Origin of the sequence: Pandoraea terrae, assembly GCF_902459695.1 — a bacterium.
GTDB classification, from domain to species: Bacteria; Pseudomonadota; Gammaproteobacteria; order Burkholderiales; family Burkholderiaceae; genus Pandoraea; species Pandoraea terrae.
The window spans coordinates 23394-47175 of the sequence record NZ_CABPRZ010000026.1 but is presented as its reverse complement, the minus strand read 5'-3'; the positions used below and the strand labels follow the sequence as shown (position 1 = coordinate 47175).

Annotated in this window: 23 protein-coding genes and 1 tRNA gene; 11 read left to right on the top strand and 13 right to left on the bottom strand. The window is 64.0% G+C overall.

Going from position 1 to position 23782, the window contains the following annotated elements; translation table 11 throughout:
• The first annotated feature begins 10 nt into the window (after positions 1–10).
• On the top strand, positions 11–571 hold the full coding sequence (locus tag PTE30175_RS22860; RefSeq protein ID WP_191629187.1) for a CNP1-like family protein: 561 nt from the start codon (positions 11–13) through the stop codon (positions 569–571).
• Between the two features lie 21 nt (positions 572–592).
• Here PTE30175_RS22860 and proB read toward each other — a convergent pair whose 3' ends face one another.
• The 4 genes from proB to rplU form a co-directional block, all read right to left on the bottom strand.
• Positions 593–1726: a glutamate 5-kinase gene (gene proB, locus PTE30175_RS22855; RefSeq protein ID WP_150699370.1), complete on the bottom strand. Its 1134-nt coding sequence runs from the start codon at positions 1724–1726 to the stop codon at positions 593–595.
• A 45-nt stretch (positions 1727–1771) separates the two neighbouring features.
• Positions 1772–2920 carry an Obg family GTPase CgtA gene (cgtA, locus tag PTE30175_RS22850; RefSeq protein ID WP_150699369.1) on the bottom strand — a complete coding sequence of 383 codons (1149 nt, stop codon included), beginning with the start codon at positions 2918–2920 and terminating at the stop codon, positions 1772–1774.
• Between the two features lie 150 nt (positions 2921–3070).
• Positions 3071–3331: a 50S ribosomal protein L27 gene (gene rpmA, locus PTE30175_RS22845; protein ID WP_150699368.1), complete on the bottom strand. Its 261-nt coding sequence runs from the start codon at positions 3329–3331 to the stop codon at positions 3071–3073.
• Positions 3332–3356: 25 nt separating this feature from the next.
• Positions 3357–3668, bottom strand: coding sequence for a 50S ribosomal protein L21 (rplU, locus tag PTE30175_RS22840; protein ID WP_150699367.1), 312 nt, complete (start codon positions 3666–3668; stop codon positions 3357–3359).
• A 412-nt stretch (positions 3669–4080) separates the two neighbouring features.
• Between rplU and PTE30175_RS22835 the strand changes: the two genes are divergently transcribed.
• Positions 4081–5010: a polyprenyl synthetase family protein gene (locus tag PTE30175_RS22835; protein WP_150699410.1), complete on the top strand. Its 930-nt coding sequence runs from the start codon at positions 4081–4083 to the stop codon at positions 5008–5010.
• 30 nt (positions 5011–5040) lie between these two features.
• A tRNA-Pro gene (locus tag PTE30175_RS22830) sits at positions 5041–5117 on the top strand.
• A gap of 247 nt (positions 5118–5364) precedes the next feature.
• On the opposite strand, the gene PTE30175_RS22825 is transcribed toward PTE30175_RS22830, so the two are convergent.
• Entirely contained in the window at positions 5365–5754 is a 390-nt protein-coding gene (locus tag PTE30175_RS22825; protein WP_150699366.1) for a hypothetical protein, read from the bottom strand.
• Positions 5755–5906: 152 nt separating this feature from the next.
• Here PTE30175_RS22825 and PTE30175_RS22820 point away from each other — a divergent pair, with 152 nt between their 5' ends.
• The 7 genes from PTE30175_RS22820 (at position 5907) to yacG (ending at position 12363) form a co-directional block, all read left to right on the top strand.
• The gene (locus PTE30175_RS22820; protein WP_150699365.1) at positions 5907–7205 is read left to right on the top strand and encodes an HlyC/CorC family transporter; all 1299 of its coding nucleotides are present in this window, start codon (positions 5907–5909) and stop codon (positions 7203–7205) included.
• Positions 7206–7283: 78 nt separating this feature from the next.
• Complete coding sequence (locus PTE30175_RS22815) at positions 7284–8498, top strand: GspE/PulE family protein (RefSeq protein ID WP_150699364.1); 1215 nt, start codon at positions 7284–7286, stop codon at positions 8496–8498.
• Between the two features lie 14 nt (positions 8499–8512).
• Positions 8513–9748, top strand: a complete 1236-nt coding sequence (locus PTE30175_RS22810) for a type II secretion system F family protein (RefSeq protein ID WP_191629186.1) — start codon at positions 8513–8515, stop codon at positions 9746–9748.
• Positions 9745–10617, top strand: coding sequence for a prepilin peptidase (locus PTE30175_RS22805; RefSeq protein WP_150699362.1), 873 nt, complete (start codon positions 9745–9747; stop codon positions 10615–10617). Before PTE30175_RS22810 ends, PTE30175_RS22805 begins: the two co-directional genes overlap by 4 nt.
• A complete protein-coding gene (coaE, locus tag PTE30175_RS22800) occupies positions 10614–11264 on the top strand; it encodes a dephospho-CoA kinase (RefSeq protein WP_150699361.1) in 651 nt (216 codons plus the stop codon). Before PTE30175_RS22805 ends, coaE begins: the two co-directional genes overlap by 4 nt.
• 143 nt (positions 11265–11407) lie before the next feature.
• The gene (zapD, locus tag PTE30175_RS22795) at positions 11408–12163 is read left to right on the top strand and encodes a cell division protein ZapD (RefSeq protein WP_150699360.1); all 756 of its coding nucleotides are present in this window, start codon (positions 11408–11410) and stop codon (positions 12161–12163) included.
• 5 nt (positions 12164–12168) lie between these two features.
• Positions 12169–12363 (top strand): DNA gyrase inhibitor YacG, encoded by a 195-nt coding sequence (yacG, locus tag PTE30175_RS22790; RefSeq protein WP_150699359.1) that lies wholly within the window; start codon positions 12169–12171, stop codon positions 12361–12363.
• Positions 12364–12463: 100 nt separating this feature from the next.
• On the opposite strand, the gene PTE30175_RS22785 is transcribed toward yacG, so the two are convergent.
• From PTE30175_RS22785 to secA, 4 genes are all read right to left on the bottom strand, one after another.
• Positions 12464–12892 carry an NUDIX domain-containing protein gene (locus PTE30175_RS22785; protein WP_150699358.1) on the bottom strand — a complete coding sequence of 143 codons (429 nt, stop codon included), beginning with the start codon at positions 12890–12892 and terminating at the stop codon, positions 12464–12466.
• 33 nt (positions 12893–12925) lie between these two features.
• The gene (locus PTE30175_RS22780; RefSeq protein WP_150699357.1) at positions 12926–13801 is read right to left on the bottom strand and encodes an ATP-binding protein; all 876 of its coding nucleotides are present in this window, start codon (positions 13799–13801) and stop codon (positions 12926–12928) included.
• 48 nt (positions 13802–13849) lie between these two features.
• Complete coding sequence (argJ, locus tag PTE30175_RS22775; RefSeq protein ID WP_150699356.1) at positions 13850–15079, bottom strand: bifunctional glutamate N-acetyltransferase/amino-acid acetyltransferase ArgJ; 1230 nt, start codon at positions 15077–15079, stop codon at positions 13850–13852.
• Between the two features lie 229 nt (positions 15080–15308).
• Positions 15309–18104: a preprotein translocase subunit SecA gene (secA, locus tag PTE30175_RS22770; RefSeq protein ID WP_150699355.1), complete on the bottom strand. Its 2796-nt coding sequence runs from the start codon at positions 18102–18104 to the stop codon at positions 15309–15311.
• A gap of 244 nt (positions 18105–18348) precedes the next feature.
• Between secA and PTE30175_RS22765 the strand changes: the two genes are divergently transcribed.
• The gene (locus tag PTE30175_RS22765; protein WP_191629185.1) at positions 18349–18831 is read left to right on the top strand and encodes a DciA family protein; all 483 of its coding nucleotides are present in this window, start codon (positions 18349–18351) and stop codon (positions 18829–18831) included.
• Between the two features lie 81 nt (positions 18832–18912).
• On the opposite strand, the gene lpxC is transcribed toward PTE30175_RS22765, so the two are convergent.
• From lpxC to PTE30175_RS22745, 4 genes are all read right to left on the bottom strand, one after another.
• Positions 18913–19827, bottom strand: coding sequence for a UDP-3-O-acyl-N-acetylglucosamine deacetylase (gene lpxC, locus PTE30175_RS22760; RefSeq protein WP_150699353.1), 915 nt, complete (start codon positions 19825–19827; stop codon positions 18913–18915).
• 552 nt (positions 19828–20379) lie between these two features.
• The gene (ftsZ, locus tag PTE30175_RS22755; RefSeq protein WP_150699352.1) at positions 20380–21567 is read right to left on the bottom strand and encodes a cell division protein FtsZ; all 1188 of its coding nucleotides are present in this window, start codon (positions 21565–21567) and stop codon (positions 20380–20382) included.
• A 104-nt stretch (positions 21568–21671) separates the two neighbouring features.
• Positions 21672–22904 (bottom strand): cell division protein FtsA, encoded by a 1233-nt coding sequence (gene ftsA / locus PTE30175_RS22750; protein WP_150699351.1) that lies wholly within the window; start codon positions 22902–22904, stop codon positions 21672–21674.
• Between the two features lie 22 nt (positions 22905–22926).
• Complete coding sequence (locus PTE30175_RS22745) at positions 22927–23772, bottom strand: cell division protein FtsQ/DivIB (RefSeq protein ID WP_150699350.1); 846 nt, start codon at positions 23770–23772, stop codon at positions 22927–22929.
• Positions 23773–23782: the final 10 nt, after the last annotated feature.

Below are 23782 nucleotides of genomic sequence, written 5' to 3'. Positions count from 1 at the left end.
ACCTTCATTCATGACCCGACACCTCCTTCGTCGCGCGCCTCGCCTCGTCTCGCTCTGCCTGTTGGCAGGCGCCGCCATTGCCACGCACGCGATCGCCAGCCCGGAAGACGATCTCACCGAATACCTGCAGCAACAGGAGCAGGCAAAGAAGTTCACCGAAAGCGCCTTCACGCTGCCGGCTGCGCCGCAGGATGCCGATCTCGTCAGCTACCCGACGTCGGCAAACGCGACGCTCAACTACGCCATCGACGCGAAGTCCATCTCCGTGACGCCAGAAGGCGTCGTGCGCTACGTCTCCGTCATCCGCAGCAATCAGGGCGCGCGAAACGTCACGTTCGAGGGCGTGCGCTGCGAAACGTTCGAATACCGCCTGTACGCGACCGGAAGGCCGGACGGCAAGTGGGCGCCTGCGCGCGTCAGCGAATGGCAGCCGATTCGCCCGTACGGACCGACCGGCTACCAAGGGGTGCTGTATCGGGACTACTTCTGCCGCGACAAGGGGCCGCTGGGGTCGCCCAAGGTGATCATCCAGGGTCTCAAGTACCCCAAGGCGCTCGACAATATCCGCTGATCGCCAACACCCGGCAAACGGTCAGCGCAGCACCAGATTGTCGCGGTGAATCAGTTCGGGTTCGTTGACGAACCCGAGCACCGCCTCGATGTCGCTGCTCGGACGCCGGCGGATCAGTCGGGCTTCCGAGCTGCTGTAATTCGACAGGCCGCGCGCCACTTCGACGCCTGCGTCGTCCAGACAAACGATCACTTCGCCACGCGCGAAATTGCCCTCTACGTCGGTCACGCCGATCGGCAGCAGGCTCTTGCCCTCTTCCACCAGCTTCTTGCGCGCCCCCGCATCGATACGCACCCGTCCGCGCACCTGCAGATGATCGGCCATCCATTGCTTGCGGGCAGTCAGCAGCGCCGTCTTGGCGACGAGCTGGGTGCCGATCGCCTCGCCCTTGGCCAAACGCACCAGCACGTCGGCCTCGCGGCCCGAGGCAATCACGGTATGCGCCCCGCTCGTCGCCGCGCGCTTGGCGGCCAGGATTTTCGTCAGCATGCCGCCGCGGCCGATGCTGGAACCGGCGCCGCCGGCCATCGCCTCGAGCGCTTCGTCGCCGGCGTTCGCTTCATGAACGAAAGTCGCATCGGGATGTTTGCGCGGGTCGGCCGTGTACAACCCTGATTGATCGGTGAGAATGACGACCGCGTCGCCATCGATGAGATTCGCCACGAGTGCGCCGAGCGTGTCGTTGTCGCCGAACTTGATTTCGTCGGTAACGACCGTGTCGTTCTCGTTGATGATCGGCACGACGCCCAGGCGCAACAGCGTCAGCAGCGTCGATCGCGCATTCAGATAGCGCTCGCGATCGGCCAGATCGGCGTGCGTGAGCAGAATTTGCGCGGTGCGCACGCCGTGCTCGGCGAAACGCGTCTCGTAGACCTGCGCGAGTCCCATCTGCCCGACGGCCGCGGCCGCCTGCAGTTCGTGGATTTCCTTCGGACGGCGCGTCCAGCCCAGGCGCTGCATGCCTTCGGCGATCGCGCCCGAGCTGACCAGCACGACCTCCTTGCCCGGCATGCCGTCGGCGCCTTGGCGCAAAGCCGCGATCTGCTGCGCCCAGCGCGCGATCGCGATATCGTCCAACCCCCGGCCATCGTTGGTCACGAGGCTGGAACCCACTTTCACCACGATTCGCTTGGCATCAGCGATGACAGAACGCATGGCGCTTGCTTCTCCTGCGATCGATGTCGCTTCGGAATATTGGAATTAACGGGATTCGGCGCCGGACGCGCCATCGTCGCCTTCCGGCGAGGCCACTGACGCCGCTGCATTTTGCGACGCATTCAGCGCGTCGCGAAAGCGCGGGTCTTGCGCCGCGTCTTCGAGGGCTTCGTCGATGGCGCCGCGCTTGGCGTACAGGTCATCCTGAATCGCGTAGCAAAGATTTTCGCATCCTTCGCCGGTCAGCGCGGAGATCTCGAAGACCGGACCGTCCCACGCAAACCGCTTCAGGAAATCCGCGATACGCGCTTCGCGTTCGTCCGGCGACAACATGTCGACCTTGTTGAGCACGAGCCAACGTTCCTTCTCGAACAGCGCCTCGTCGTACTTCTTGAGCTCGTCGACGATCGCGCGCGCGTCGGCCACCGGATCGGCGTTCTCGTCGAACGGCGCCACGTCCACAATGTGCAGCAGCAACCCGGTGCGCTGCAAATGCCGCAGGAAACGGTGCCCCAGGCCGGCGCCTTCGGCGGCGCCTTCGATCAGGCCGGGAATGTCGGCAATGACAAAGCTCTTGCCCGCCGCCGTGCGCACAACACCGAGATTCGGATGGAGCGTAGTAAACGGATAATCGGCCACTTTCGGGCGCGCGTTCGACACCGAAGCAATGAACGTGGACTTGCCCGCGTTGGGCATGCCGAGCAGGCCCACGTCGGCCAGCACCTTGAGTTCGAGCTGAAGCATGCGCCGCTCGCCCGGCTTGCCGTCGGTCTTCTGGCGCGGCGCGCGGTTCGTGCTCGATTTGAAGTGGAGGTTGCCGAGGCCGCCGTCGCCGCCCTTGGCAAGCGTTACGACCTGGCCATGTTCGGTCAGGTCGGCGATTGTCTCGCCGGTCTCCATGTCCATGATGATGGTGCCGACGGGCATGCGCAGCGTGATGTCTTCGCCGCCCTTGCCATAGCAATCCGCGCCGCGGCCGCTCTCCCCGTTACGCGCCAGATGCTTCTTGGCGTAGCGGAAATCGATCAGCGTGTTGATATTGCGGTCGGCGATGGCATACACACTGCCGCCACGGCCGCCGTCGCCGCCGTCGGGGCCGCCGAACGGCACGAACTTTTCACGGCGCATTGACGCCGAGCCGTTGCCGCCATTGCCGGCGATAACTTCAATACGCGCTTCGTCAATGAATTTCATGAATCCGTCCTGTCCATCCGATCGTCACACGACGATCCTACACTGTGCGGCGCCCGTCCGCGCGCGCCTGCATGGGCACGCAAAATCCGGTCGGGCAAACAAAAAAGGCCCCGCATAAGTGCGAGGCCTTTTGGTGGCAAAAGGCGGGTCTTACGCTGCCGGCACCACGTTGACGAATTGCTTCTTCGCTGCGCCCTTGACGGCGAACTGCACGTGACCGTCAGTCAGTGCATACAGCGTGTGGTCCTTGCCGATACCGACGTTTTCGCCGGCATGCATGCGCGTACCACGTTGGCGGACGATGATGCCGCCGGCGAGAATCGCCTGGCCGCCATACACCTTCACGCCGAGTCGTTTCGACTCGGAATCGCGGCCGTTACGGGAAGAGCCGCCTGCTTTTTTGTGTGCCATGGTTTACTCCTTACCTTGCGCGCGATTAGCCGACGATGCTGTCGATGCGCAGCTCGGTGTAGTTTTGGCGATGGCCTTGACGCTTCTGGTAGTGCTTGCGACGGCGCATCTTGAAAATCTTCACCTTGGGGTGACGACCCTGGGCGACAACGGTAGCCTTGACGGAAGCCCCACTGACCAACGGTGCACCGAACTTGATCGATTCACCCTCGCCAACGGCGAGTACTTGGTCGATGGTGATTTCAGCGCCAATGTCAGCCGGTATCTGTTCTACTTTAAGTTTTTCGCCAGCAGCAACCTTATATTGCTTGCCGCCGGTTTTTATGACCGCGTACATGGTTGAACCTCACTCATAAACATTAGAATTTCCGCAGCGTCTTGCCTGCCGGACCAACCCGCGCCACCTGTTTGCCGATCATGCGCAATACGGCAAGCCACCGCGAAACCACCGCGTGAAGCCTGGCCAATGCCGAGCCATTAACAATGCATTAACGAGCATTAAATCTGGCAAACCGGGCCTTCGGCGAGAACAAAGCTGGCCTTCGGCGCAAGTACGCGCACGAAAACCGGGGATTATACAGACTTTCCCCTTTTGCGTCAAAGACTTCCATCAAACGCAAGTTCGTGACCGCGAATTCGCCGCGCAAGCCGCGCCCACTATATAATTTGGGCGTTTTTTTGCTCACCCGAGTCTCGTCTTGACTGCTTCGACCTCTTCCCAGAACTTGCTGGCTGCGATCGCCGACGACATGCGTCAGGTCGACCAGCTCATCCGCGACCGGTTGGCCTCCGAGGTGGTGTTGATCAACCAGATCTCGGAGTACATCATCGGTGCCGGCGGCAAACGGCTTCGTCCCGCCCTGCTGCTGCTCGTGGCGGGCGCGCTCGGCGTCAAATCGGCGGCCCGACATGAATTGGCCGCCGTGGTGGAGTTCATCCACACCTCGACGCTGCTGCACGACGACGTGGTCGATGAATCCGACCTGCGCCGCGGCAAGAAGACCGCCAACGCGTTGTTCGGCAACGCGGCCTCCGTGCTCGTCGGCGATTTCCTGTACTCACGCTCGTTCCAGATGATGGTCAGCGTAGACAATATGCGCGTGATGCAGATCCTGGCCCGTGCGACGAACGTGATCGCCGAAGGTGAGGTGCTGCAGTTGCTCAACATGCACGATCCCGATGTGGACGAAGCGCGCTATCTGCAGGTCATTCAATACAAGACAGCCACGCTGTTCGAAGCGGCGACGCAACTCGCCGCAGTGCTGGCCGGCGCGGATGCCGCCACCGAAGCGGCCGTCACGGAATATGGCGGACGGCTGGGGACTGCCTTCCAGTTGATGGACGACTGGCTCGATTACGCCGGCGACAGCGCCGCCATGGGCAAGAATGCGGGCGACGACTTGCGCGAAGGCAAGCCGACGTTGCCGCTGATTCATGTCCTGCGTCACGGCACACCGGTGGAACAGCAACTCGTGCGCGAAGCGATCGAGAATGGCGGCACCGAAAAATTCGAGCCGATCCTCGCCGCGATCACGCGCACAGGGGCACTCGACTACACGTTGGCACGCGCCGAAGCCGAGGCCAATGCGGCCGCGAAAATAATTTCGACGTTGCCTAGTTCCACTTACAAAGAAAGCCTGCTACAATTGTGTTCTTACTCGATAACGCGGCGCACTTGAAGCACTGAGTGACGGCAGCAACGATCGAAGCGGGGTGTAGCTTAGCCTGGTAGAGCGCTACGTTCGGGACGTAGAGGCCGGAGGTTCGAATCCTCTCACCCCGACCAAGACATATGCCTTGTCCATCAAGGCCGAAAACGCCCAGTCCGCTGGGCGTTTTTCATTTCCGGCCCATTTTCAGCGCATTTCCGGCGGGCCCCTGTGCCACATCTGTACCGCGACCAACCCTATTCGTGCCCATTACCCGCAAAATAAAAACGCGATGCCGGACGGGTTTAAATTTTTCGGAAACCTAAGCATAACCAACACCGAGCACCGCGGCCGTTGGGCCGTCGGGACCCGGCATAGGCCCTCTCAGCCCAGCTTTTCCTTCAGGAAAGCCACGACGTAGGGGGTAGCGGCTGCGGCAACAGTCGACGCAGTCGACGGGTCAATGCCCATTTTCGCTGCAAGCGACTCAGCCACACGGCCGGTCAGGATACCCTCCCCGCCCTCCACCACCGACTTGAAAAAGCCATCGCCCCTGACCAAGCCCGCTGCGAATGCCGCAAAAAAGCTCTTGCCCGGATGTTCGCCCATCAGGCCGGCATTCTGTTCTTCAACGTGGTCATGCGCTGTCTCTGCCACCTGGCTCAGCATTTGCTGTGCATCATCCGCACCGATGCCCTGAGCCGTCAGTGCCTGGGCAGCCTGGCTCCCATGCTCGGAAGCAAGAAATTCAGAAACGAGTTGCTGGACATCCATGGAACGCTCTCCTGCGGAAGTGACGGTTCAGAGACCCGAACCGGGGTTGGGGCGGCAGACCTGCAGACGCCGCTTGTGCGATGCTACCAGCAATAACGCGTCTGCTATAGTGGCGACTCATCGACACCCCTGCGCTTTCGCGCCCCAATCGCTTGGAATCCCTGCCCTTATGGGCGCAACTTTGCGCCATCGCCCTGTTGATCTTCTGTTCCGGATTCTTCTCGATCTCCGAGACCAGCATGATGGCGCTCAACCGCCATCGCCTGAAGCATCTCGTGCGCATGAACGTACGCGGCGCGCGCACCACGCAGGGACTGCTGCAACGCACTGAAGAACTGCTGTCGACGATCCTCGTCGGCAACAACGTCATCAATACCGTCGTGCCGGTGTTGACCACGTCGATTGCGCTGCGCTATTTCGGCAACGACGCGCTGACCCTGTCCATCGCCACGGCCATCATCGCGCTGCTCATCATCGTGTTTGCCGAGATCGGCCCGAAAATCGTCGGCGCGAGATTCCCCGAACGCATCGCCCTGCCGGCGGCGTTCATCCTTCGTCCGTTGCTGCGCGTGTCCACGCCGATCGTCTGGGTGCTCAACACGCTCGTGCGCGGCTTGCTGCGAATCTTGCGCATCGACACCCGCGAGGGCGCCGCCGAACCCCGCATGACTACCGAGGAGCTGCGCACCATCGTGCTCGAGGCCGGCAACTACATGCCGACGAAACCGCGCAGCGTGCTGCTCAACCTGCTCGACCTGGAGAACATCGCCGTCGACGACGTCATGGTGCCGCGCTCGCGCATCGAAGCGCTCGATATCTCGGCGCCGCTCGAATCGATCCTGCAGCAACTCGAGACCTGCTATCACAACAAGCTCCCGGTCTATGATGGCGACATTGACCGCATCGTCGGCATCCTGCCCGTGCGCCGTACCCTCTCGGCCCTGCGCCACCCCGACGAGTTGACCGTCGACACCTTGCGCGCGCTGCTGGTCGACCCCTACTTCATTCCGAGCGATACGCCGGCGCTGCGCCAGTTGCAGTACTTTCAGGAAAATCACCGGCGCGTGGGACTGGTCGTCAACGAATACGGCGAAGTGGAAGGACTCCTGACGACCGAGGACATCATCGAAGAATTGATCGGCGAGTTCACCACGAGCGTGCCCGGCGCCGGCGGCAGCCGCTCGGGCTGGACCGCCGAGGGCGACTGCCTGGTGAGCGGTGCAGTGACGCTGCGCGACCTCAATCGCCGCCTGGGCCTGCATCTGTCGACCGACGGCCCCAAGACGCTCAACGGACTTGTCCTCGAAACCTTGCGCGAAATTCCGGAAGCCTCCGTCAGCCTGGAAATCGACGGCTGCCGCATGGAGGTCGTGCAGATCGACAATCAGGCGATCAAGACCGTGCGCCTGTTTCGCCCGGTTTCGCCGAAATCCGCCAACGCGCACCGCTGACGAAATTTAGGCCGTGTCCGATTGCCGGCTTGCCGCCGCGACGCGACACTGGACGCCTCACTGCATCGCGAGCCGTCCATGTCCGCCCATCCCTTCCCAAACCGCTCCACCCGCATGCCCGTTCGCGAATCGGCGTCCGCCCCGGCGCGTGCCGCACCCGTCGTGGGGCAATTCGAGGCGGACGCAGGCGTGCACGACACGCCTTCGATCGGCGCCCTGCTCGACCGCATCCTGCATGACGCGCTGACCGCCGGCGCATCCGACATCCACCTCGAGCCCTTTGAACACCGGTTCCGCGTCCGTCTGCGCATCGACGGGCAGCTCCGCGAACGTGCCGACGTGCCTGCCGCATTGCGCGACATGCTGCCTACGCGCCTCAAGGTGCTCGCAAATCTCGACATTGCGGAAAGGCGGCTGCCGCAGGACGGCCAGATGCTCTGGCGACAGGGCGATCAGGCGGTGGAATGCCGGGTCAGCTCGCTGCCCACGCTGCACGGCGAGAAGCTGGTCATCCGGCTGCTCGACGCGGCAAAGGTGCCGCTCGACCTGTCCGCGCTCGGCTACCTGCCGACGCAGCGCACCGCGCTTGCCAATGCCATCGCGCACCCCTATGGCCTGGTGCTTGTCACCGGACCGACCGGCAGCGGCAAATCCGTGTCCCTCTATAGCTGCTTGCGGTGCCTGAACACCGTGTCGCGCAATATCGCGACCGTCGAGGACCCAGTCGAGATCCGCTTGCCGGGCGTCAATCAGGTCAACGTCAACGCGCGCACCGGACTCACGTTCGCCGTGGCACTGCGCGCCTTCCTTCGGCAGGACCCCGATGTATTGATGATCGGCGAGATCCGCGACGGCGAGACCGCCGCGATTGCCGTACAGGCCGCGCAGACCGGGCATCTCGTGTTGGCGACCGTGCACGCCAACGATGCCCCGTCGACGATCGCCCGCTTGTTCGATCTCGGCGTCGCTCCCTTCAATCTTGGCGCATGCCTGCGGCTTGTCAGCGCGCAACGCCTCGTGCGGCGCCGCTGCCCGGCGCGATGCGTGCCGGGAGAAGCCGTCACGCCATGCGGGTACTGCGACGGCAGCGGCGCAAGCGGGCGCACCGGCATTTATCAGGTCATGCCGGTCAGCGAAGCCGTGGCGCGCCTGATCGCAGCGGCGAGGCCGACCCAGGACATTGCGGCACAGGCGGCGGCCGACGGTGTGTTGACCTTGCGCGAAGCCGGGCTGGCGCGCAGCGCGCGCGGCGAAGTGTGGCGCGACGATGTCCTGGCCGCCACCCTGTCATGACACCGCGCAATACCATGGCACCCAAAGTGACCGAAACATCGTGGCGCTGGCACGGGCACGATGCCGCAGGCGCACTCACCACGGGCATCGTCAGTGCACCGGGCGAGGCAGCGGCGCGTCTGCTGCTGCGCGAGCGGCACGTTCAGGTCGACCGCATCGCACCCTCGCGTTCGCGGCGCCCGGCGCCCGTGAGCTCGCACGACATCACTGCATTCACCCGACAATTGGCCACATTGCTCGATGCCGGCGTACCGCTTGTGGCCGCCCTTGACGTCCTCTCGCATGCGAGCGACGGTGGCGGCATGGCGACGCTCGCGCGCGGCCTCGCTGCTGACGTTCGTGCGGGACATGCGTTTGCCGCCGCGATTTCCCGGCAGGCAAACGCACCGGGTGCATCGGCCCACCTGTCGGGCATCGACGGCGTGTATTGCCGCCTCGTTGACGCCGGCGAACTGAGCGGCACCCTCGCGTTGCAACTGGCCCGGTTGGCCGAGCACCGCGAACGCGCGCGCAAGTTGCGCGACACACTGCGCGCCGCGCTTGCGTACCCGTGCGCGGTGACCGGCGTTGCGCTTCTCGTGATCGCGGCGCTTCTCGCGTGGGTCGTGCCCGAGTTCGAGCGCCTGTTTGCCGGCATGGGCGCGCCACTGCCAGTTGTTACCAGGGCGGTCATCAGCGCCTCGCGTACGGCGCTTGCCGCCGGCCCGGGCGCGCTGGCCGCGAGCGCCGGGATTGGGGCACTGCTCGCCGCCTGGGTACGCCGCACTACCGCCGCGCGCAGGGCGGCGGACCGGGCAATGCTGCGCCTGCCTTTCGCCGGGCGCGTGATACGCCAGGCGGCCGCCGTTCGGTGGGCACGCACGCTCGGCACACTTGCCCACGCAGGCATACCGCTCACCGACGCCATGGACGCGGCCGCGGCGGTCTGCGGCAATCTTGCGATGCGCCAGGCCGCCCTCGGCGTGCACCTTGCCGTCACGCAAGGTGCGACGCTGGGCGCCGCGCTGCGCGCGGACGCCACATTTCCGGGACTCGTGGCCCAGATGGCGGCAGTCGGGGAGGAATCGGGTACACTCGGGCGCATGCTCAACAAGGCCGCCGATTTGCTCGATGAGGACGTGACGCAACGGCTGACCGCCCTTTCGGGGATTCTCGAACCGATGATGATCACATTCCTCGGCCTCGTCGTCGGTGGCATCGTGATGGCCATGTACTTGCCGATGTTCCAGCTCGGCCACGCTGCATCATGAGTCTCGATTCGATCGCAACCTCCGGCGGGTTCGCCGCACCGCTGCTCATCGACGTGCTGGCCCGCCTGGCGCCCGCAGTGCGTATCGGCCTGTTCGCGGCCCTTGGCCTCTTCGCGGGCATCGTCGTCAACGCCATCGTGCGGCGCGTGCCGGTGATCATCGAACGCGCATGGCAAGCCGAGCTTGCCGCCGCACAAGACGGCTATCTGCCGCTGGAGCCGGACGCCGCCCCCCATGCCGGCACGCCGGCCAAGCCCGCATCACTCGCGAGCACCCCGCCACTCCCTGCGCCGAGCTGCCTGCCGGCGCCGCCTGGACGAACGCGCCGGCTTTCCGTGCTGTTTGCGGCGATCACCCTTGGCGCACTGGTCGCGTGGCGTTTTGGTCCGACGTGGCAAAGCCTCGGCGCGCTCGGACTGGCCTACACGCTCGTCGCACTCGCGTTGATCGACGCGGATACCCAACTGCTGCCCGACATGCTGACGCTGCCGTTGCTGTGGGCTGGCCTGCTCTTCAATCTCGGGCACTGGTTCGCCGCGTTGCCCGCCGCAGTGATCGGCGCGATGGCCGGCTATCTCAGCCTTTGGCTGCTTTACTGGATGCATCGCCTGTGGCGGGGGCAGGAAGGCATGGGATTCGGCGACTTCAAGCTCGCCGCCGCGCTCGGTGCGTGGTTCGGATGGACAGCCCTGCTGCAGATCTTTACGATCGCGTCGCTTCTGGCCCTGGTGGTGGCCGGCACGGCGTGGGCGAGCGGTCGCCTGCCGCGTAATCAGGCGTTTGCCTTCGGCCCGTTCCTCGCGGCGGCCGGGCTCGTTACGCTGCTGTGCGGCAACGGCTTCATATTCTGGTTGGGGAGCGCATCATGACTTACGCCATCGGCCTGACCGGCGGCATCGGCAGCGGCAAGACGACCGTAGCCAACTTGTTCGCCGCGCACGGCGTGCCGATCATCGACACGGACGCCATTGCCCATGGCATTACCGCGCCGGGCGGCGCGGCCATGGCGCCGATTCGCGCGGCCTTCGGGGCCGAGTTCGTCGCGCCGGACGGCGCGCTCGATCGCGCCCGCATGCGCGAACTGGTGTTCCACGACGCCGAGGCGAAGGGACGTCTCGAAGCCATCACGCATCCGTTGATCCGCACCGAATGCGACCGCGCCGCAGCCGCTGCGCGTGGGCCCTATCTGATGTACGTCGTGCCACTGCTTGTGGAGTCCGGCCAATGGCGCGCGCGCGTGCAACGCATTCTCGTCGTCGACTGCGCAGAAGAAACGCAGATCGCGCGCGTCATGGCACGCAATCAATTCACACGTGAACAGGTCCTCGCCATCATGGCGCATCAGGCCGGGCGCAGCGAACGGCAAGCCGTCGCCGACGACCTCATCGACAACAACATCGACGCGACGCCGCTCGTCACGCAGGTCGATCAGTTGCACGTGCGCTATCTGCAACTGGCCGGCGAGGCCTTGCCATCGCCCGAAGGACCGGAAAATGACCGGCGACATTCCCCCTGAATTCGGCAAAGCTTCGAAAATCACGGGAAATCACGGTGAAATCACAGCATGATGCGAGCCATCGCGCATTGCCACGCGCCGGATTTGCGCATTAGAATGTCGCCAATACGCAGCTACTGCGTCAACTCCCTGGGCCGACGCGCTTGATCCTGTACGAATATCCGCTCAACGAACGCATTCGCACCCTGCTGCGGCTGGAGGAGCTGTTCGGGCGCTTTGCCTTCTTCGTCGGCCAGGACCAGCCGCTCGATCACCATGCGGCGCTCATTACGCTATTCGAGATCGCTGACATCGCGGGCCGCTCGGATCTGAAGGCCGATCTGATCAAGGAACTCGATCGGCAGCGCCAGACGCTCCAGACCTATCGCGGCAATCCCGATATTGCGACGGATGCTCTCGAAGCATTCATCGACGAAGTCGAACGTGCGCTGTCCGCGTTGAACCAGATTCCCGGCAAACCCGGCCAACATCTTAACGAAAACGAATGGCTGTCGAGCATTCGCAGCCGTTCGGTAATTCCGGGCGGCACCTGCCGCTTCGATCTGCCGTCGTACTATGCGTGGCGTCATAACGTCGCCGAGCAGCGCCGTCAGGACATCGACAAGTGGGTCGCACCGCTGGTGCCGCTGCGCGATGCCATCACGATCGTGCTTGGCCTGGCTCGCGAGGCCGGTCATGCGAGCAAGGCGATGGCGCAGCAAGGCAGCTATCAGCAGATGCTCACCGGGCGCGTCTATCAACTCATGCAAGTGCGCGTCGCCACCGATCTGCGCGTGATTCCCGAAGCCAGCGCCAATAAGTACATGCTGTGGGTGCGCTTCACCACGCAGGACGGCGACCTGAAGCCCCGGCCCGTCGATAGCGATGTGCCGTTTTTGCTGACCCTCTGTAATCTGTAAGTATCATGACGACCGTCGTCAATTGTCCGACCTGCGGCAAGAAAGTCGTGTGGGGCCCCCAAGCGCGTTTCCGTCCCTTCTGCTCCGAGCGTTGCAAGCAGATCGACATGGGCGCCTGGGCCGCCGAGAAGTACACGATCCCGTCAGAGGCGCCCGAAGATCCGTCGAGTTCGGCCCCGCTCGATCCCACCGAACGGTAAGCGCCCAGCGCTCCGGAAACAAAAAGGCCGGCGATCCGCTCGCCGGCCTCGCGGGGCTGCATCATTGCTGCTGCCCCCGCCCCCCGCCCTTGCCAACCGCTTACCGCGCCAATTCCTCTTCCAACCACTTGAGCGGCGGCAACGCGGCGGGCAACAGCGGCGCAACATCGACCGGCGGGCGCCGCCACGCCAACGCCTGTCCTTCGCGCCCGTGCGGCTCGCCCTTCCAGACCGTCACCTTGCAGAAATGCAGGCGCACATACGCGTGCGGATAGTCGTGTTCGAGCACATGCCATCGCTCGCAGCGCTCGACCGTTACGCCCAGTTCCTCGTGCAACTCGCGCGCCAACGCCGCCTCGACCGTTTCTCCGGCCTCCAGCTTGCCGCCCGGAAATTCCCAGTACCCGGCGTACGGCTTGCCGGCAGGACGCTGGCCAAGCAGCACTGCGCCATCAGGCTGGACCATCACGCCCACGGCAACTTCGGTAACGGGGCGCCCGTCGGGCGCGGCATCGGCAACTGCGGTCATTGTCGTATCGGTTTCAGGCAAAAAAACGGTGAATCAATGCGCTGCGCCGCGATGCTTGCCGGCCCAGTCGCGCGCGAACTGGAACGCCACGCGGCCCGAGCGCGAACCTCGCTCGAGCGCCCAGATCAGCGCTTCGTGGCGCGCGGCCTCGAACTCGCCCTCCGGCACGCCGAAATGCCCCAGCCAATGGGCGACGATCGTCAGGTAGTCGTCCTGCTTGAACGGATAGAAGCTGACCCACAAGCCGAAACGTTCGGATAGCGAAATCTTTTCCTCGACGACTTCGCCCGGATGAATTTCGCCGTCGTCGGTATGACGGTAAGTTTCGTTGTCGCGCATGTACTCCGGGAGCAAATGGCGGCGGTTCGACGTCGCATAAATGAGCACATTGTCCGATTGCGCGGCGATGGAACCGTCAAGCGCGACCTTGAGCGCCTTGTAGCCCGACTCGCCTTCCTCGAACGACAGGTCGTCGCAGAACACCACGAATCGCTCGGGGCGTGCCGACACAAGCTCCACGATGTCGCCCAGGTCCGCCAGATCGTCCTTGTCGACTTCGATCAGGCGCAGACCCTGTCCGGCGTAGGCATTCAGGCAAGCCTTGATCAGCGACGACTTGCCCGTGCCGCGTGCGCCCGTGAGCAACACGTTGTTGGCGGGCTCGCCCTGTACGAACTGGCGCGTGTTCTGCTCGATCGCCGCCTTCTGGCGCTCGATGTTCTTCAGATCGTCCAGACGAATCGTCGACACGTGCGCGACCGGATGCAGGAAACCGCGGCCCTGCTTCTTGCGCCAGCGGAACGCCAGCGCGGCGCGCCAGTCGATCGCGGGCGCGGCCGGCGGCAGCATCGCTTCGAGACGGGCCAGCACGCCTTCGGCGCGCGTCAGAAATTGTTCAAGCTTATCCATGATGCGACAGTCCCCACGCGCCACTGGCGGGCGCTTCCGGTTAGATGATCAAGAACGGTAATCGGCGTTGATGCTGACGTAGTCGTGCGACAGATCGCAGGTCCAGACCGTTGCCTGCGCGTCGCCACGGCCCAGCACCACGCGCACGCCGATCTCGGCCTGCTTCATGACGCGCTGGCCGTCTTCCTCGCGGTAATCGGGATTGCGGCCGCCGGCGCGTGCGACCCACACATCGTCGAGATACAGATCGATCTTGCTGACGTCGAGATCCGTCACGCCCGCGTAGCCGATCGCGGCCAGAATCCGGCCGAGGTTGGGGTCCGACGCAAAGAAGGCCGTCTTCACGAGCGGCGAATGGCCGATGGCGTAAGCGATCTGACGGCATTCGGCGATATCGCGCCCGCCCTCGACCGTCACGGTGATGAACTTGGTGGCGCCCTCGCCGTCACGCACGATCAACTGCGCCAGTTCCTGCGACAGCGACAGCAACGCATCGCGCAACGCGCCATAGGCCGGCGTATCTGTGCTTGCGATTTCCGGCAGGTCGGTCTGGCCCGTGGCGGCGACGATGAACGAGTCGTTCGTCGACGTATCGCCGTCGATCGTGATCGCGTTGAACGAACGATCGGCCACGAACTTCACGAGTTCATCGAGCACCGGCTGCGCCACGCGGGCGTTGGTGCCGACAAAGCCCAGCATTGTCGCCATGTTCGGACGAATCATGCCGGCGCCCTTGCTGACGCCGGTCATCGTGATCGTCTTGCCGTCGATCGTGACCTGGCGCGACGCGGCCTTCGGCAGCGTGTCGGTCGTCATGATCGATTGCGCGGCTTCGAACCAGTGCGCCGCCTTGAGATTGCCGATGGCCTGGGGCAAACCGGCCACGAGCCGGTCGACCGGCAGCGGCTCGAGAATCACCCCGGTCGAGAACGGCAGGATCTGGTTCGGCGCGACGTCGAGCAGCTTGGCGAGCGCGTCGCATGTTTGGCGCGTGGCCAGCATGCCCGGCTCGCCCGTGCCGGCGTTGGCATTGCCGGTGTTGACGACCAGCGCGCGAATGCCGGCGGCGGCGGCGAGGTGCGCCTTGCAGACCGTGACCGGCGCGGCGCAGAAACGGTTCGTCGTAAACACCCCCGACACCGTACTACCGGGCGCGAAGCGCATCACGAGCACATCCTTGCGGTTCGGTTTACGGATATGCGCTTCGGCCCAGCCCAGTTCGACGCCGGGAACGGCATGCAGTTGAGCAGGATCGATCGAGGGGAAATTGACGGCCATAGGGGTTCGCCCGCGAGAAGGAGTTCAGAAAAAAGGGGCTGTGACGAACGACAGGCATCGGCCTGACCGGCATTGGCGGGCCCTGTGGCGATGGCGGGGCGGCGGGAGCCGTCGCGCCGCAGCCGGCGTCGGGGCAGCCTGGCGGCAGTGCGTCAGCGATTCGGCGTCAAAGCGAAATCGGCACTCAAAACAACGCGGCGCCGATCTTCGGCGCCGCATACTTCACATCTTAAGCCAGCTTGCCGTGGCAGTGCTTGTATTTCTTGCCGCTGCCACACGGACACGGATCGTTGCGGCCAACCTTCGGCTGCAGAACCCGGTCGTCTTCCGGCGCCGTCGTCGGTGCGGCAAATGCCGCCGCCGCTACGCCGCGCGACGAGGCTTGCGCCTCTTCTTCGGCGCCGACCGTTTCCAGTTCCGCGTGCTGGAATTCGACGTTCGACAGATGGCTTACGCTCTCTTCATATTGCTCGGAAGCCTGCTCGAGTTCTTCCGGCGACTGGATGCGCACGTTCATGATGACGCGCGAGACTTCCAGCTTGATGGTCTCGAGCAACTGGGCGAACAGTTCAAAGGCTTCGCGCTTGTATTCCTGCTTCGGATTCTTCTGCGCATAGCCGCGCAGATGGATCCCTTGACGCAGATGATCGAGCGCCGCCAGATGTTCGCGCCAGTGCGTGTCCACGCTTTGCAGCATGACGGAACGCTCGAAACCCGAGAACGACTCGCGGCCGACCAGGTCGACCTTTGCCTGGTACGACACCAGCGCGGCGTCCTGCACCTGCTTGAGGATGTCCTCGTCGTCGAGATCTTCCGCAACATCGAGCTGGGCGGCGAGCGCCAGATCGAGCTGCCATTCCTCGCGCAGCTTGGTCTCGAGCGCCGGCAGGTCCCACTGTTCCTCGACGCTGCCCGCGGGCACGTCCGCACGCACGACATCGTCGAACACGCTTTGGCGCATGCCGGCGATCGTGTCCGACACATCGGTGGCTTCGAGCAGTTCGTTGCGCTGCTGGTAGATCACCTTGCGCTGGTCGTTCGACACATCGTCGTATTCGAGCAGTTGCTTGCGCACGTCAAAGTTGCGCGCTTCGACCTTGCGCTGCGCCGATTCGATCGAACGCGACACGATGCCGGCCTCGATCGCCTCGCCTTCCGGCATCTTCAGGCGATCCATGATGGCGCGCACGCGGTCGCCCGCAAAAATGCGCAGCAGCGGATCTTCCAGCGACAGGTAGAAGCGCGACGAACCCGGGTCGCCCTGACGGCCCGAACGGCCGCGCAGCTGATTGTCGATACGGCGCGATTCGTGACGTTCGGTGCCGACGATATGCAGCCCCCCGGCGGCTTTGACCTGCTCGTGAAGACCTTGCCATTCGTCGTTCAGCTGTTGCACGCGGCGCGCCTTCTCGGCGTCGTCGAGGGCGGCATCGGCCTCGACCAGCGCCGCCTGCTTCTCGACGTTGCCGCCGAGCACGATGTCGGTGCCACGGCCAGCCATGTTGGTCGCGATCGTGATCACACCCGGACGGCCCGCCTGCGCCACGATCTCGGCTTCGCGCGCATGTTGCTTGGCATTGAGCACCTGATGCGGAAGCTTTTCGTGCGTGAGCAGTTGCGAAAGGTACTCGGACGTTTCGATCGAGGTCGTGCCTACCAGCACCGGCTGGCTGCGATCGACGCAATCGCGGATGTCCTTGATGACGGCGTCGTACTTCTCTTTCGCCGTCTTGTAGATCTGATCCTGACGATCCAGCCGCTGATTCGGGCGGTTGGTCGGGATGACGACCGTCTCGAGACGATAGATCTCGTTGAATTCGTACGCTTCCGTGTCAGCCGTGCCGGTCATGCCGGACAACTTGGCGTACATGCGGAAGTAGTTCTGGAAGGTGATCGAGGCAAGCGTCTGGTTTTCGTGCTGGATGCTCACGCGCTCCTTCGCTTCGACGGCCTGGTGCAGCCCCTCGGACCAGCGGCGGCCGGCCATCAGGCGGCCGGTAAACTCGTCGACGATCACGATCTCGTCGTTCTGCACGACGTAATGCTGATCGCGATGGAACAGCGTATGCGCGCGCAGGGCGGCATACACATGGTGCATCAACGTGATGTTCTGCGGCGAGTACAGGCTGTCGCCCTCGGCGATCATGCCCCAATCGGTCAGCACCTGCTCGGCCTTCTCGTGACCGCGTTCGGTCAGGAACACCTGACGCGCCTTCTCGTCGAGCGTGTAGTCGCCCGGCTTCTCGACACCGGTGCCGTCGGCCTTCTCTTCGCCGATCTGGCGTTCGAGCAATGCCGGCAGGGCGTTCATCTTGACGTACAGCTCGGTGTGGTCTTCGGCCTGCCCCGAGATGATCAGCGGTGTGCGCGCTTCGTCGATCAGGATCGAGTCCACTTCGTCGACGATGGCGTAGTTCAGGCTTCGCTGCACGCGCTGCGAGGTCTCATAGACCATGTTGTCGCGCAGGTAATCGAAACCGAACTCGTTGTTGGTGCCGTAGGTGATGTCGGCGGCGTATGCTTCCTGCTTCTGTTCGTGCGGCATCTGCGACAGATTGATGCCGACCGACATGCCGAGGAAGTTGTACAGGCGCGCCATCCATTCCGCATCGCGCTGCGCCAGGTAATCGTTGACGGTAATGACGTGCACGCCGTTGCCGGCGAGCGCGTTCAGGTAGGCCGGCAGCGTGGCGACGAGCGTCTTGCCCTCGCCGGTACGCATTTCTGCGATCTTGCCGTAGTGCAGCACCATGCCGCCGATCAGCTGAACGTCGAAGTGACGCATTTTCAGCACGCGCTTGCCGGCTTCCCGGCAGACGGCGAACGCTTCGACCAGCAACGAGTCGACACTCGCACCTTGCGCGATGCGCTGCTTGAATTCCTCGGTCTTGCCGCGCAGTTCGTCGTCGGAAAGGGCGGCGATCTGCGGCTCGAGCGCGTTGATGGACGCGACGGTTTTCTGGTACTGCTTGATGAGCCGCTGGTTGCGGCTGCCAAATACTTTTTTGAGAAGACCGGGAATCATCGGATCACTGGTTAGGGCGGCAAATGTTGTCCGCGGGCGCCGGCCCGGCGGCGCAGGCAAAAAGCCTGACGCCGCCCGGACGCGAAACCCGCGTACCCGTTCGAATGCCTTGCGGCGAACCGGTGTTTGGCAGGGACGCCGCGCGCAGGTTCGGCACGTATTCTAAAAAAGGGATTCTAGCATGGTGCGGCGCAGTGGCCCGGGCACCTTGACCGGTACAATAGCGTCTGACCATGGCCCAGATATGAAATTCCTGAAATCGCCCCGCAAGGCGCGTCCGCGTGTGGCCCGCCCGTTGACCGACCTGTTGTCCTCCGCCGACGGCGCGGGGTCTTTGCTCGTCGCCGCGGAACAACTGGGCCGGCTTGAAACGGACGTCCGCGCACTGTTGCCTGCGCCGCTGGCCGGCACGGTGCGGCTCGCGCCACCACGGGAGGGGGCGCTCGTCTTCCTCGTGACCAACAACGCCGTGGCCGCCCGCCTGCGCCAGCAGACGCCGTCGCTGATCGAAGGGCTTGCCAGGCGCGGCTGGCTCATCCGCAATATCCGGATTCGCGTCAGCATCGCCGCACCGGAACCGGCGAAGGCCCCCAAAGAGGCGCGCCTGTCGCGCCAGGGGCTCGTGAGTCTGCGCGACCTGCGCGACCAGCTCGAACCGTCGCCGTTGCGCGACGCCCTCGCGCGGCTCGTCGCCCGCCACTCGCACGGCGGCACACGCAAGGACTGACCCTGGGCGCCTGCCCGCCAAACAAAAACGCGCCGAATCCTGTCGGCGCGTTTTGCGTAAAAGACCCACCTGAATCGTGCTTCAGGCAAATGCCGTTTGCGGCTCGAACTGGAACCCGCGCGGCGCATCTTCTGCACGTTCGAAGGTCACCACTTCATAGGCTTGCTGCGCGAGCAATTCGCGCAGGAGGGCGTTGTTCAGCCCGTGACCCGACTTGTAGGCGGTGTACGACGCCAGCAGCGGGTGGCCGATGACATACAGGTCGCCAATCGCATCGAGCATCTTGTGCTTCACGAATTCGTCGTCGTAGCGCAAGCCGTCGTTGTTCAGGATGCGGTATTCGTCGAGGACGATCGCGTTGTCCATGCTGCCGCCGCGCGCCAGACCCAGCTCGCGCAGCATTTCCACTTCGTGGGCAAAACCGAACGTGCGCGCACGCGCGATTTCCTTCGCGTACGACGTCTCGGCAAAATCGACCTCGAGCGCCTGGCCGGTACGATCCACGGCCGGGTGACGGAAATCGATGGTGAACTTGAGCTTGAAACCGTTGTACGGCTCCATGCGCGCGAACTTGTCGCCTTCACGCACCTCGACCGGACGCGTGACACGGATGAACTTCTTCGCCGCGTTCTGCTCTTCGATACCGGCGGACTGGATCAGGAAGACGAACGTCGCGGCGCTGCCGTCCATGATCGGAATTTCCTCGGCCGTGACGTCGACATACAGGTTGTCGATGCCAAGCCCTGCGCATGCGGACATCAAATGCTCCACCGTCGACACGCGTGCACCGTCCTTCTGGAGAACGGACGCCATGCGCGTGTCGCCAACGCTCAGCGCCGACGCCGGAATGTCGACCGGCGTAGGCAGGTCGATACGGCAAAACACGATGCCGGTATCGGGCGGCGCGGGACGCAACGTCAGCTCGACCTTGCGACCGGAGTGCAAGCCGATGCCAACTGTCTTGGCGATGGATTTGAGAGTGCGCTGCTTCAGCATGCTATTTATGGAAACTATTAAGTGCCGATTTTCATAGAGTCAATTATAACAGATCGCTAGCCAGGTCGTGGTTTACCAATAGCAACGAATCGTTACCAATCATTTTGCCCCTTTGGGGTGCCTTTCGTCTTGCTAGTTTCCACAACCGAGCGTTTGAACGCACACCACGTTCACGACGAGAAGGCTGCCCGGCCACAACGACGGAGGCATGTCGTTGCGGCCGGGGCAGGCACCGGGATCGAGCGACATTGCGCACGTCAAACCATCACGCACGCGCTGCCGCCCGGCCTCCCGGGGAGCTGCATCGACTACCGCCCCGGCGCGCTTTCGCGTCGCCCGGACGTTTCCTTCCAAAGCGCGGACACTTCTGCCGCGCCCGCCTTGCGGCGGTCGCGAGATTTCGTGCATGCGCCCGACGGCATGCGGCCAGGTCAAAGGCGTGCGACGCTTACCCGTAACGTCGCTCACCGTCCTGTGCGCTTTCGCGCCGGCCTCATGCCGTCGCAGGGTGCGGCGAACCGGACACTGGCAACCCGGTCCGCGCGCGCCCTATCAGTCGGCTTGCTTGCGCAGGAATGCCGGAATGTCGTACGTGTCGACACCCTTTTCCTGCAGCGCAGCCACATGCGACGCCGCGGTTTCACGCGAGCTGCGCCACACGGCCGGCGTCTCGAGCGCGCCGTAATCCGTGCCGGACGTCTGCATCACCGGAACGTGACCCGCCGCGATCGGCAGGTTGTCCGTACCGGTCTTGAGCAGCGTCATCGGTGCAGCTTGCTTCTTCGACGCAGCGCGGCCGAGGCCCGTTGCAACCACCGTCACGCGCAGTGCATCGCCCATCTTGTCGTCATAGACGGTACCGAAAATCACGGTCGCGTCTTCAGCGGCATAGCTCTTGATGGTGTTCATCACTTCACGCGTTTCCGACAGGCGCAGCGAACGCGAGGCCGTGATGTTGACCAGCACGCCGCGCGCGCCCGACAGATCGACGCCTTCGAGCAGCGGGCTCGCCACGGCCTGTTCCGCCGCCAGACGGGCGCGATCGACACCGGCGACCGTCGCCGTGCCCATCATCGCCTTGCCCTGCTCGCCCATCACCGTCTTCACGTCTTCGAAGTCGACGTTGACGAGACCGTCCACGTTGATGATTTCCGCAATACCGGCCACGGCGTTATGCAGCACGTCGTCAGCGCACTGGAAGCATTTGTCCATCTCGGCATCGTCGCCCATGACTTCGAACAACTTGTCATTGAGCACGACGATCAGCGAGTCGACGTTGTCTTCCAGTTCCTGCGCGCCGTTCTCGGCCACACGCATGCGCTTGCCGCCTTCGAACTCGAAAGGCTTCGACACGACGCCGACGGTCAGGATGCCCATTTCCTTGGCGATTTGCGCGACGACGGGCGCAGCACCGGTACCGGTGCCACCGCCCATGCCTGCCGTGATGAACACCATGTGCGCGCCGCGCAGCGCATCGGCCACGCGCTCACGCGCCTCTTCGGCGGCCGAACGGCCCATCTCCGGACGCGCGCCCGCACCCAAGCCGGTCTTGCCGAGCTGGATCGTGATGCTCGCTTGCGAACGGCCAAGCGCTTGCGCGTCGGTGTTCATGGCGATGAATTCCACGCCCTGCACGCCGCGGTTGATCATGTGCTGAACGGCATTGCCGCCCGCGCCACCAACGCCCACCACCTTGATGATGGTGCCGTTGGTTTCCGTTTCCAACATTTCAAAGTTCATAACGCCTCCAGTGAAAAAAAGCGGATTCGACCTCCGGTATCAAACGGCGACTCGGGTATTGCGCCGCCTGACCGTCTGTCTTTTCCACACCCTCAAAAAAGCATTTAAAAATTGCTGAAAAACCAATCGCGCATCCGGGTCCACACCTGATTCGCCTGTCCCGACTGCACCGCCACCTTGCGCCCGCGCATGCGTTGCGAACGCCCTTCGAGCAGCAGCCCCATGGCCGTTGCATAGCGAGGGCTGCGCACGACATCGGCCAGGCCGCCGGCATACTCGGGCACGCCGATACGCACGGGCTTCAGGAAAATGTCCTCGCCCAGTTCGACCATGCCCGGCATCATTGCCGCGCCGCCCGTCAGCACGATGCCTGACGACAGCAATTCTTCGTACCCCGACTCGCGCACAACCTGTTGCACAAGCGAGAACAACTCTTCCACGCGCGGCTCGATAACGGCCGCCAGCGCCTGGCGCGACAACGTGCGCGGACCGCGCTCGCCGAGGCCCGGCACTTCGATCATTTCGTCCGGATCGGCCAGCGACTGCTTGGCGATGCCGTGCTGGATCTTGATGTCTTCCGCGTCCGGCGTCGGCGTGCGCACCGCCATCGCAATGTCGCTCGTGATCTGGTCGCCGGCGATCGGAATCACCGCCGTGTGACGGATCGCGCCTTCGCTGAAGATCGCGATGTCGGTCGTGCCGCCGCCGATGTCGATCAGCACCACACCCAATTCCTTTTCGTCTTCCGTCAGCACCGAGATGCTCGACGCGAGCGGCTGCAGGATCAGGTCGTTGACTTCCAGGCCGCAGCGGCGCACGCACTTGACGATGTTCTGTGCCGCCGACACAGCGCCCGTCACGATATGCACCTTCACTTCGAGACGGATGCCGCTCATGCCGATCGGCTCGCGAACGTCTTCCTGGCCGTCGATGATGAATTCCTGCGTCAGGATGTGCAGCACCTGCTGGTCCGTGGGAATGTTGATCGCCTTGGCGGTTTCGATCACGCGAGCCACATCCGCCTGCGTCACTTCCTTGTCCTTGATCGCCACCATCCCGCTCGAGTTGAAGCTGCGGATGTGGCTGCCGGCAATGCCGGTGAACACGTTCGTGATTTTGCAGTCGGCCATCAGCTCCGCTTCTTCGAGCGCGCGCTGGATCGACTGGACCGTGGCCTCGATGTTGACCACGACGCCCTTCTTGAGTCCGCGCGATTCGCTCTGGCCGAGGCCAATGACTTCGTAGCGGCCTTCAGGGCGCAGTTCGGCCACTACCGCCACGACTTTCGTCGTGCCGATATCGAGGGCGACCAACAGATCCTTGTAATCTTTACTCATAGCGTGTGTAAGTCCTGAAGTCTCACTGGCTTCGCTTCTGCAAACCCGGTTTTTGCGCATCCCGTTTCGCCGCCTGCGGCCGCTGCGGCTGCGGCTGCTGCACCCGGGTTTCCAACTTTTTCGATTCCGCTTCACTCAAAAACCGCATGCCGGCGGCACGCACCGCAAACCCGTTCGGATAGCGCAGATCGGCGTATTCGATCTGGCTGCCCCAACGCGCCGCCACTTGCGGATATGCCTGCACGAAACGCCGGCTGCGCGACACCAGCGTTTCGGCATTGCGTTCCCGGCCCAGCGCCAACTGCACGCCACCCGACAGACGCACGCCCCAGGCGTAGCGTGCCGACAGGCTGACCGCTTCCGGCTTCATGCCCAAGGGCGAGAACCATTTGACGAAGTCGTAGTAGCGCGCCGTCACGTCTCTCTCGCTGCCCGCCGGCCCGGCAAACTCCGGCAATTTCCCGTGCTCTTCCGCTTCGGCCAGATTGGCCGCAAACAGTTCGCCGTCCACGCTCACCAACCGCCCGTCAGCCCACGTCGCAAGCGGCTTGAATTCCTCGATCGTGATCGCCAGGCGATTCGGCCACACGCGCCGCACGCTCGCGTGACGCACCCAGGGCACGGCTTCGAACGCCGCGCGTGTGGCGTCGAGGTCGATCGTGAAGAAATTGCCGCGCAGCCGCGACACCGCATTCGCGCGCAGCGTCGGGCCGTTGATATGCTCGACGTCGCCGTCGATCTGGACCGCCTTCAGGGTAAACAGCGGCCGCTGGATCAACCAGCGTGCGCCGGCCGCGAGCGCCGCCAGCACGCACAGCGCGACAAGCACGCTGGCGACGGCGTTGAGCAGGCGGACGTTGTGCCACATGGCGATGGGT

Coding starts and splice junctions, on each gene's coding strand:
- PTE30175_RS22815 (WP_150699364.1), top strand. CDS start 7,284: ATGTCCGCCCATCCCTTCCCAAACCGCTCCACCCGCATGCCCGTTCGC.
- yacG (WP_150699359.1), top strand. CDS start 12,169: ATGACGACCGTCGTCAATTGTCCGACCTGCGGCAAGAAAGTCGTGTGG.
- ftsZ (WP_150699352.1), bottom strand. CDS start 21,567: ATGAACTTTGAAATGTTGGAAACGGAAACCAACGGCACCATCATCAAG.
- secA (WP_150699355.1), bottom strand. CDS start 18,104: ATGATTCCCGGTCTTCTCAAAAAAGTATTTGGCAGCCGCAACCAGCGG.
- ftsA (WP_150699351.1), bottom strand. CDS start 22,904: ATGAGTAAAGATTACAAGGATCTGTTGGTCGCCCTCGATATCGGCACG.
- PTE30175_RS22835 (WP_150699410.1), top strand. CDS start 4,081: ATGCGTCAGGTCGACCAGCTCATCCGCGACCGGTTGGCCTCCGAGGTG.
- PTE30175_RS22805 (WP_150699362.1), top strand. CDS start 9,745: ATGAGTCTCGATTCGATCGCAACCTCCGGCGGGTTCGCCGCACCGCTG.
- PTE30175_RS22745 (WP_150699350.1), bottom strand. CDS start 23,772: ATGTGGCACAACGTCCGCCTGCTCAACGCCGTCGCCAGCGTGCTTGTC.
- coaE (WP_150699361.1), top strand. CDS start 10,614: ATGACTTACGCCATCGGCCTGACCGGCGGCATCGGCAGCGGCAAGACG.
- lpxC (WP_150699353.1), bottom strand. CDS start 19,827: ATGCTGAAGCAGCGCACTCTCAAATCCATCGCCAAGACAGTTGGCATC.
- PTE30175_RS22765 (WP_191629185.1), top strand. CDS start 18,349: ATGAAATTCCTGAAATCGCCCCGCAAGGCGCGTCCGCGTGTGGCCCGC.
- cgtA (WP_150699369.1), bottom strand. CDS start 2,920: ATGAAATTCATTGACGAAGCGCGTATTGAAGTTATCGCCGGCAATGGC.
- PTE30175_RS22810 (WP_191629186.1), top strand. CDS start 8,513: ATGGCACCCAAAGTGACCGAAACATCGTGGCGCTGGCACGGGCACGAT.
- argJ (WP_150699356.1), bottom strand. CDS start 15,079: ATGGCCGTCAATTTCCCCTCGATCGATCCTGCTCAACTGCATGCCGTT.
- rpmA (WP_150699368.1), bottom strand. CDS start 3,331: ATGGCACACAAAAAAGCAGGCGGCTCTTCCCGTAACGGCCGCGATTCC.
- PTE30175_RS22860 (WP_191629187.1), top strand. CDS start 11: ATGACCCGACACCTCCTTCGTCGCGCGCCTCGCCTCGTCTCGCTCTGC.
- PTE30175_RS22785 (WP_150699358.1), bottom strand. CDS start 12,892: ATGACCGCAGTTGCCGATGCCGCGCCCGACGGGCGCCCCGTTACCGAA.
- proB (WP_150699370.1), bottom strand. CDS start 1,726: ATGCGTTCTGTCATCGCTGATGCCAAGCGAATCGTGGTGAAAGTGGGT.
- PTE30175_RS22825 (WP_150699366.1), bottom strand. CDS start 5,754: ATGGATGTCCAGCAACTCGTTTCTGAATTTCTTGCTTCCGAGCATGGG.
- PTE30175_RS22780 (WP_150699357.1), bottom strand. CDS start 13,801: ATGGATAAGCTTGAACAATTTCTGACGCGCGCCGAAGGCGTGCTGGCC.
- rplU (WP_150699367.1), bottom strand. CDS start 3,668: ATGTACGCGGTCATAAAAACCGGCGGCAAGCAATATAAGGTTGCTGCT.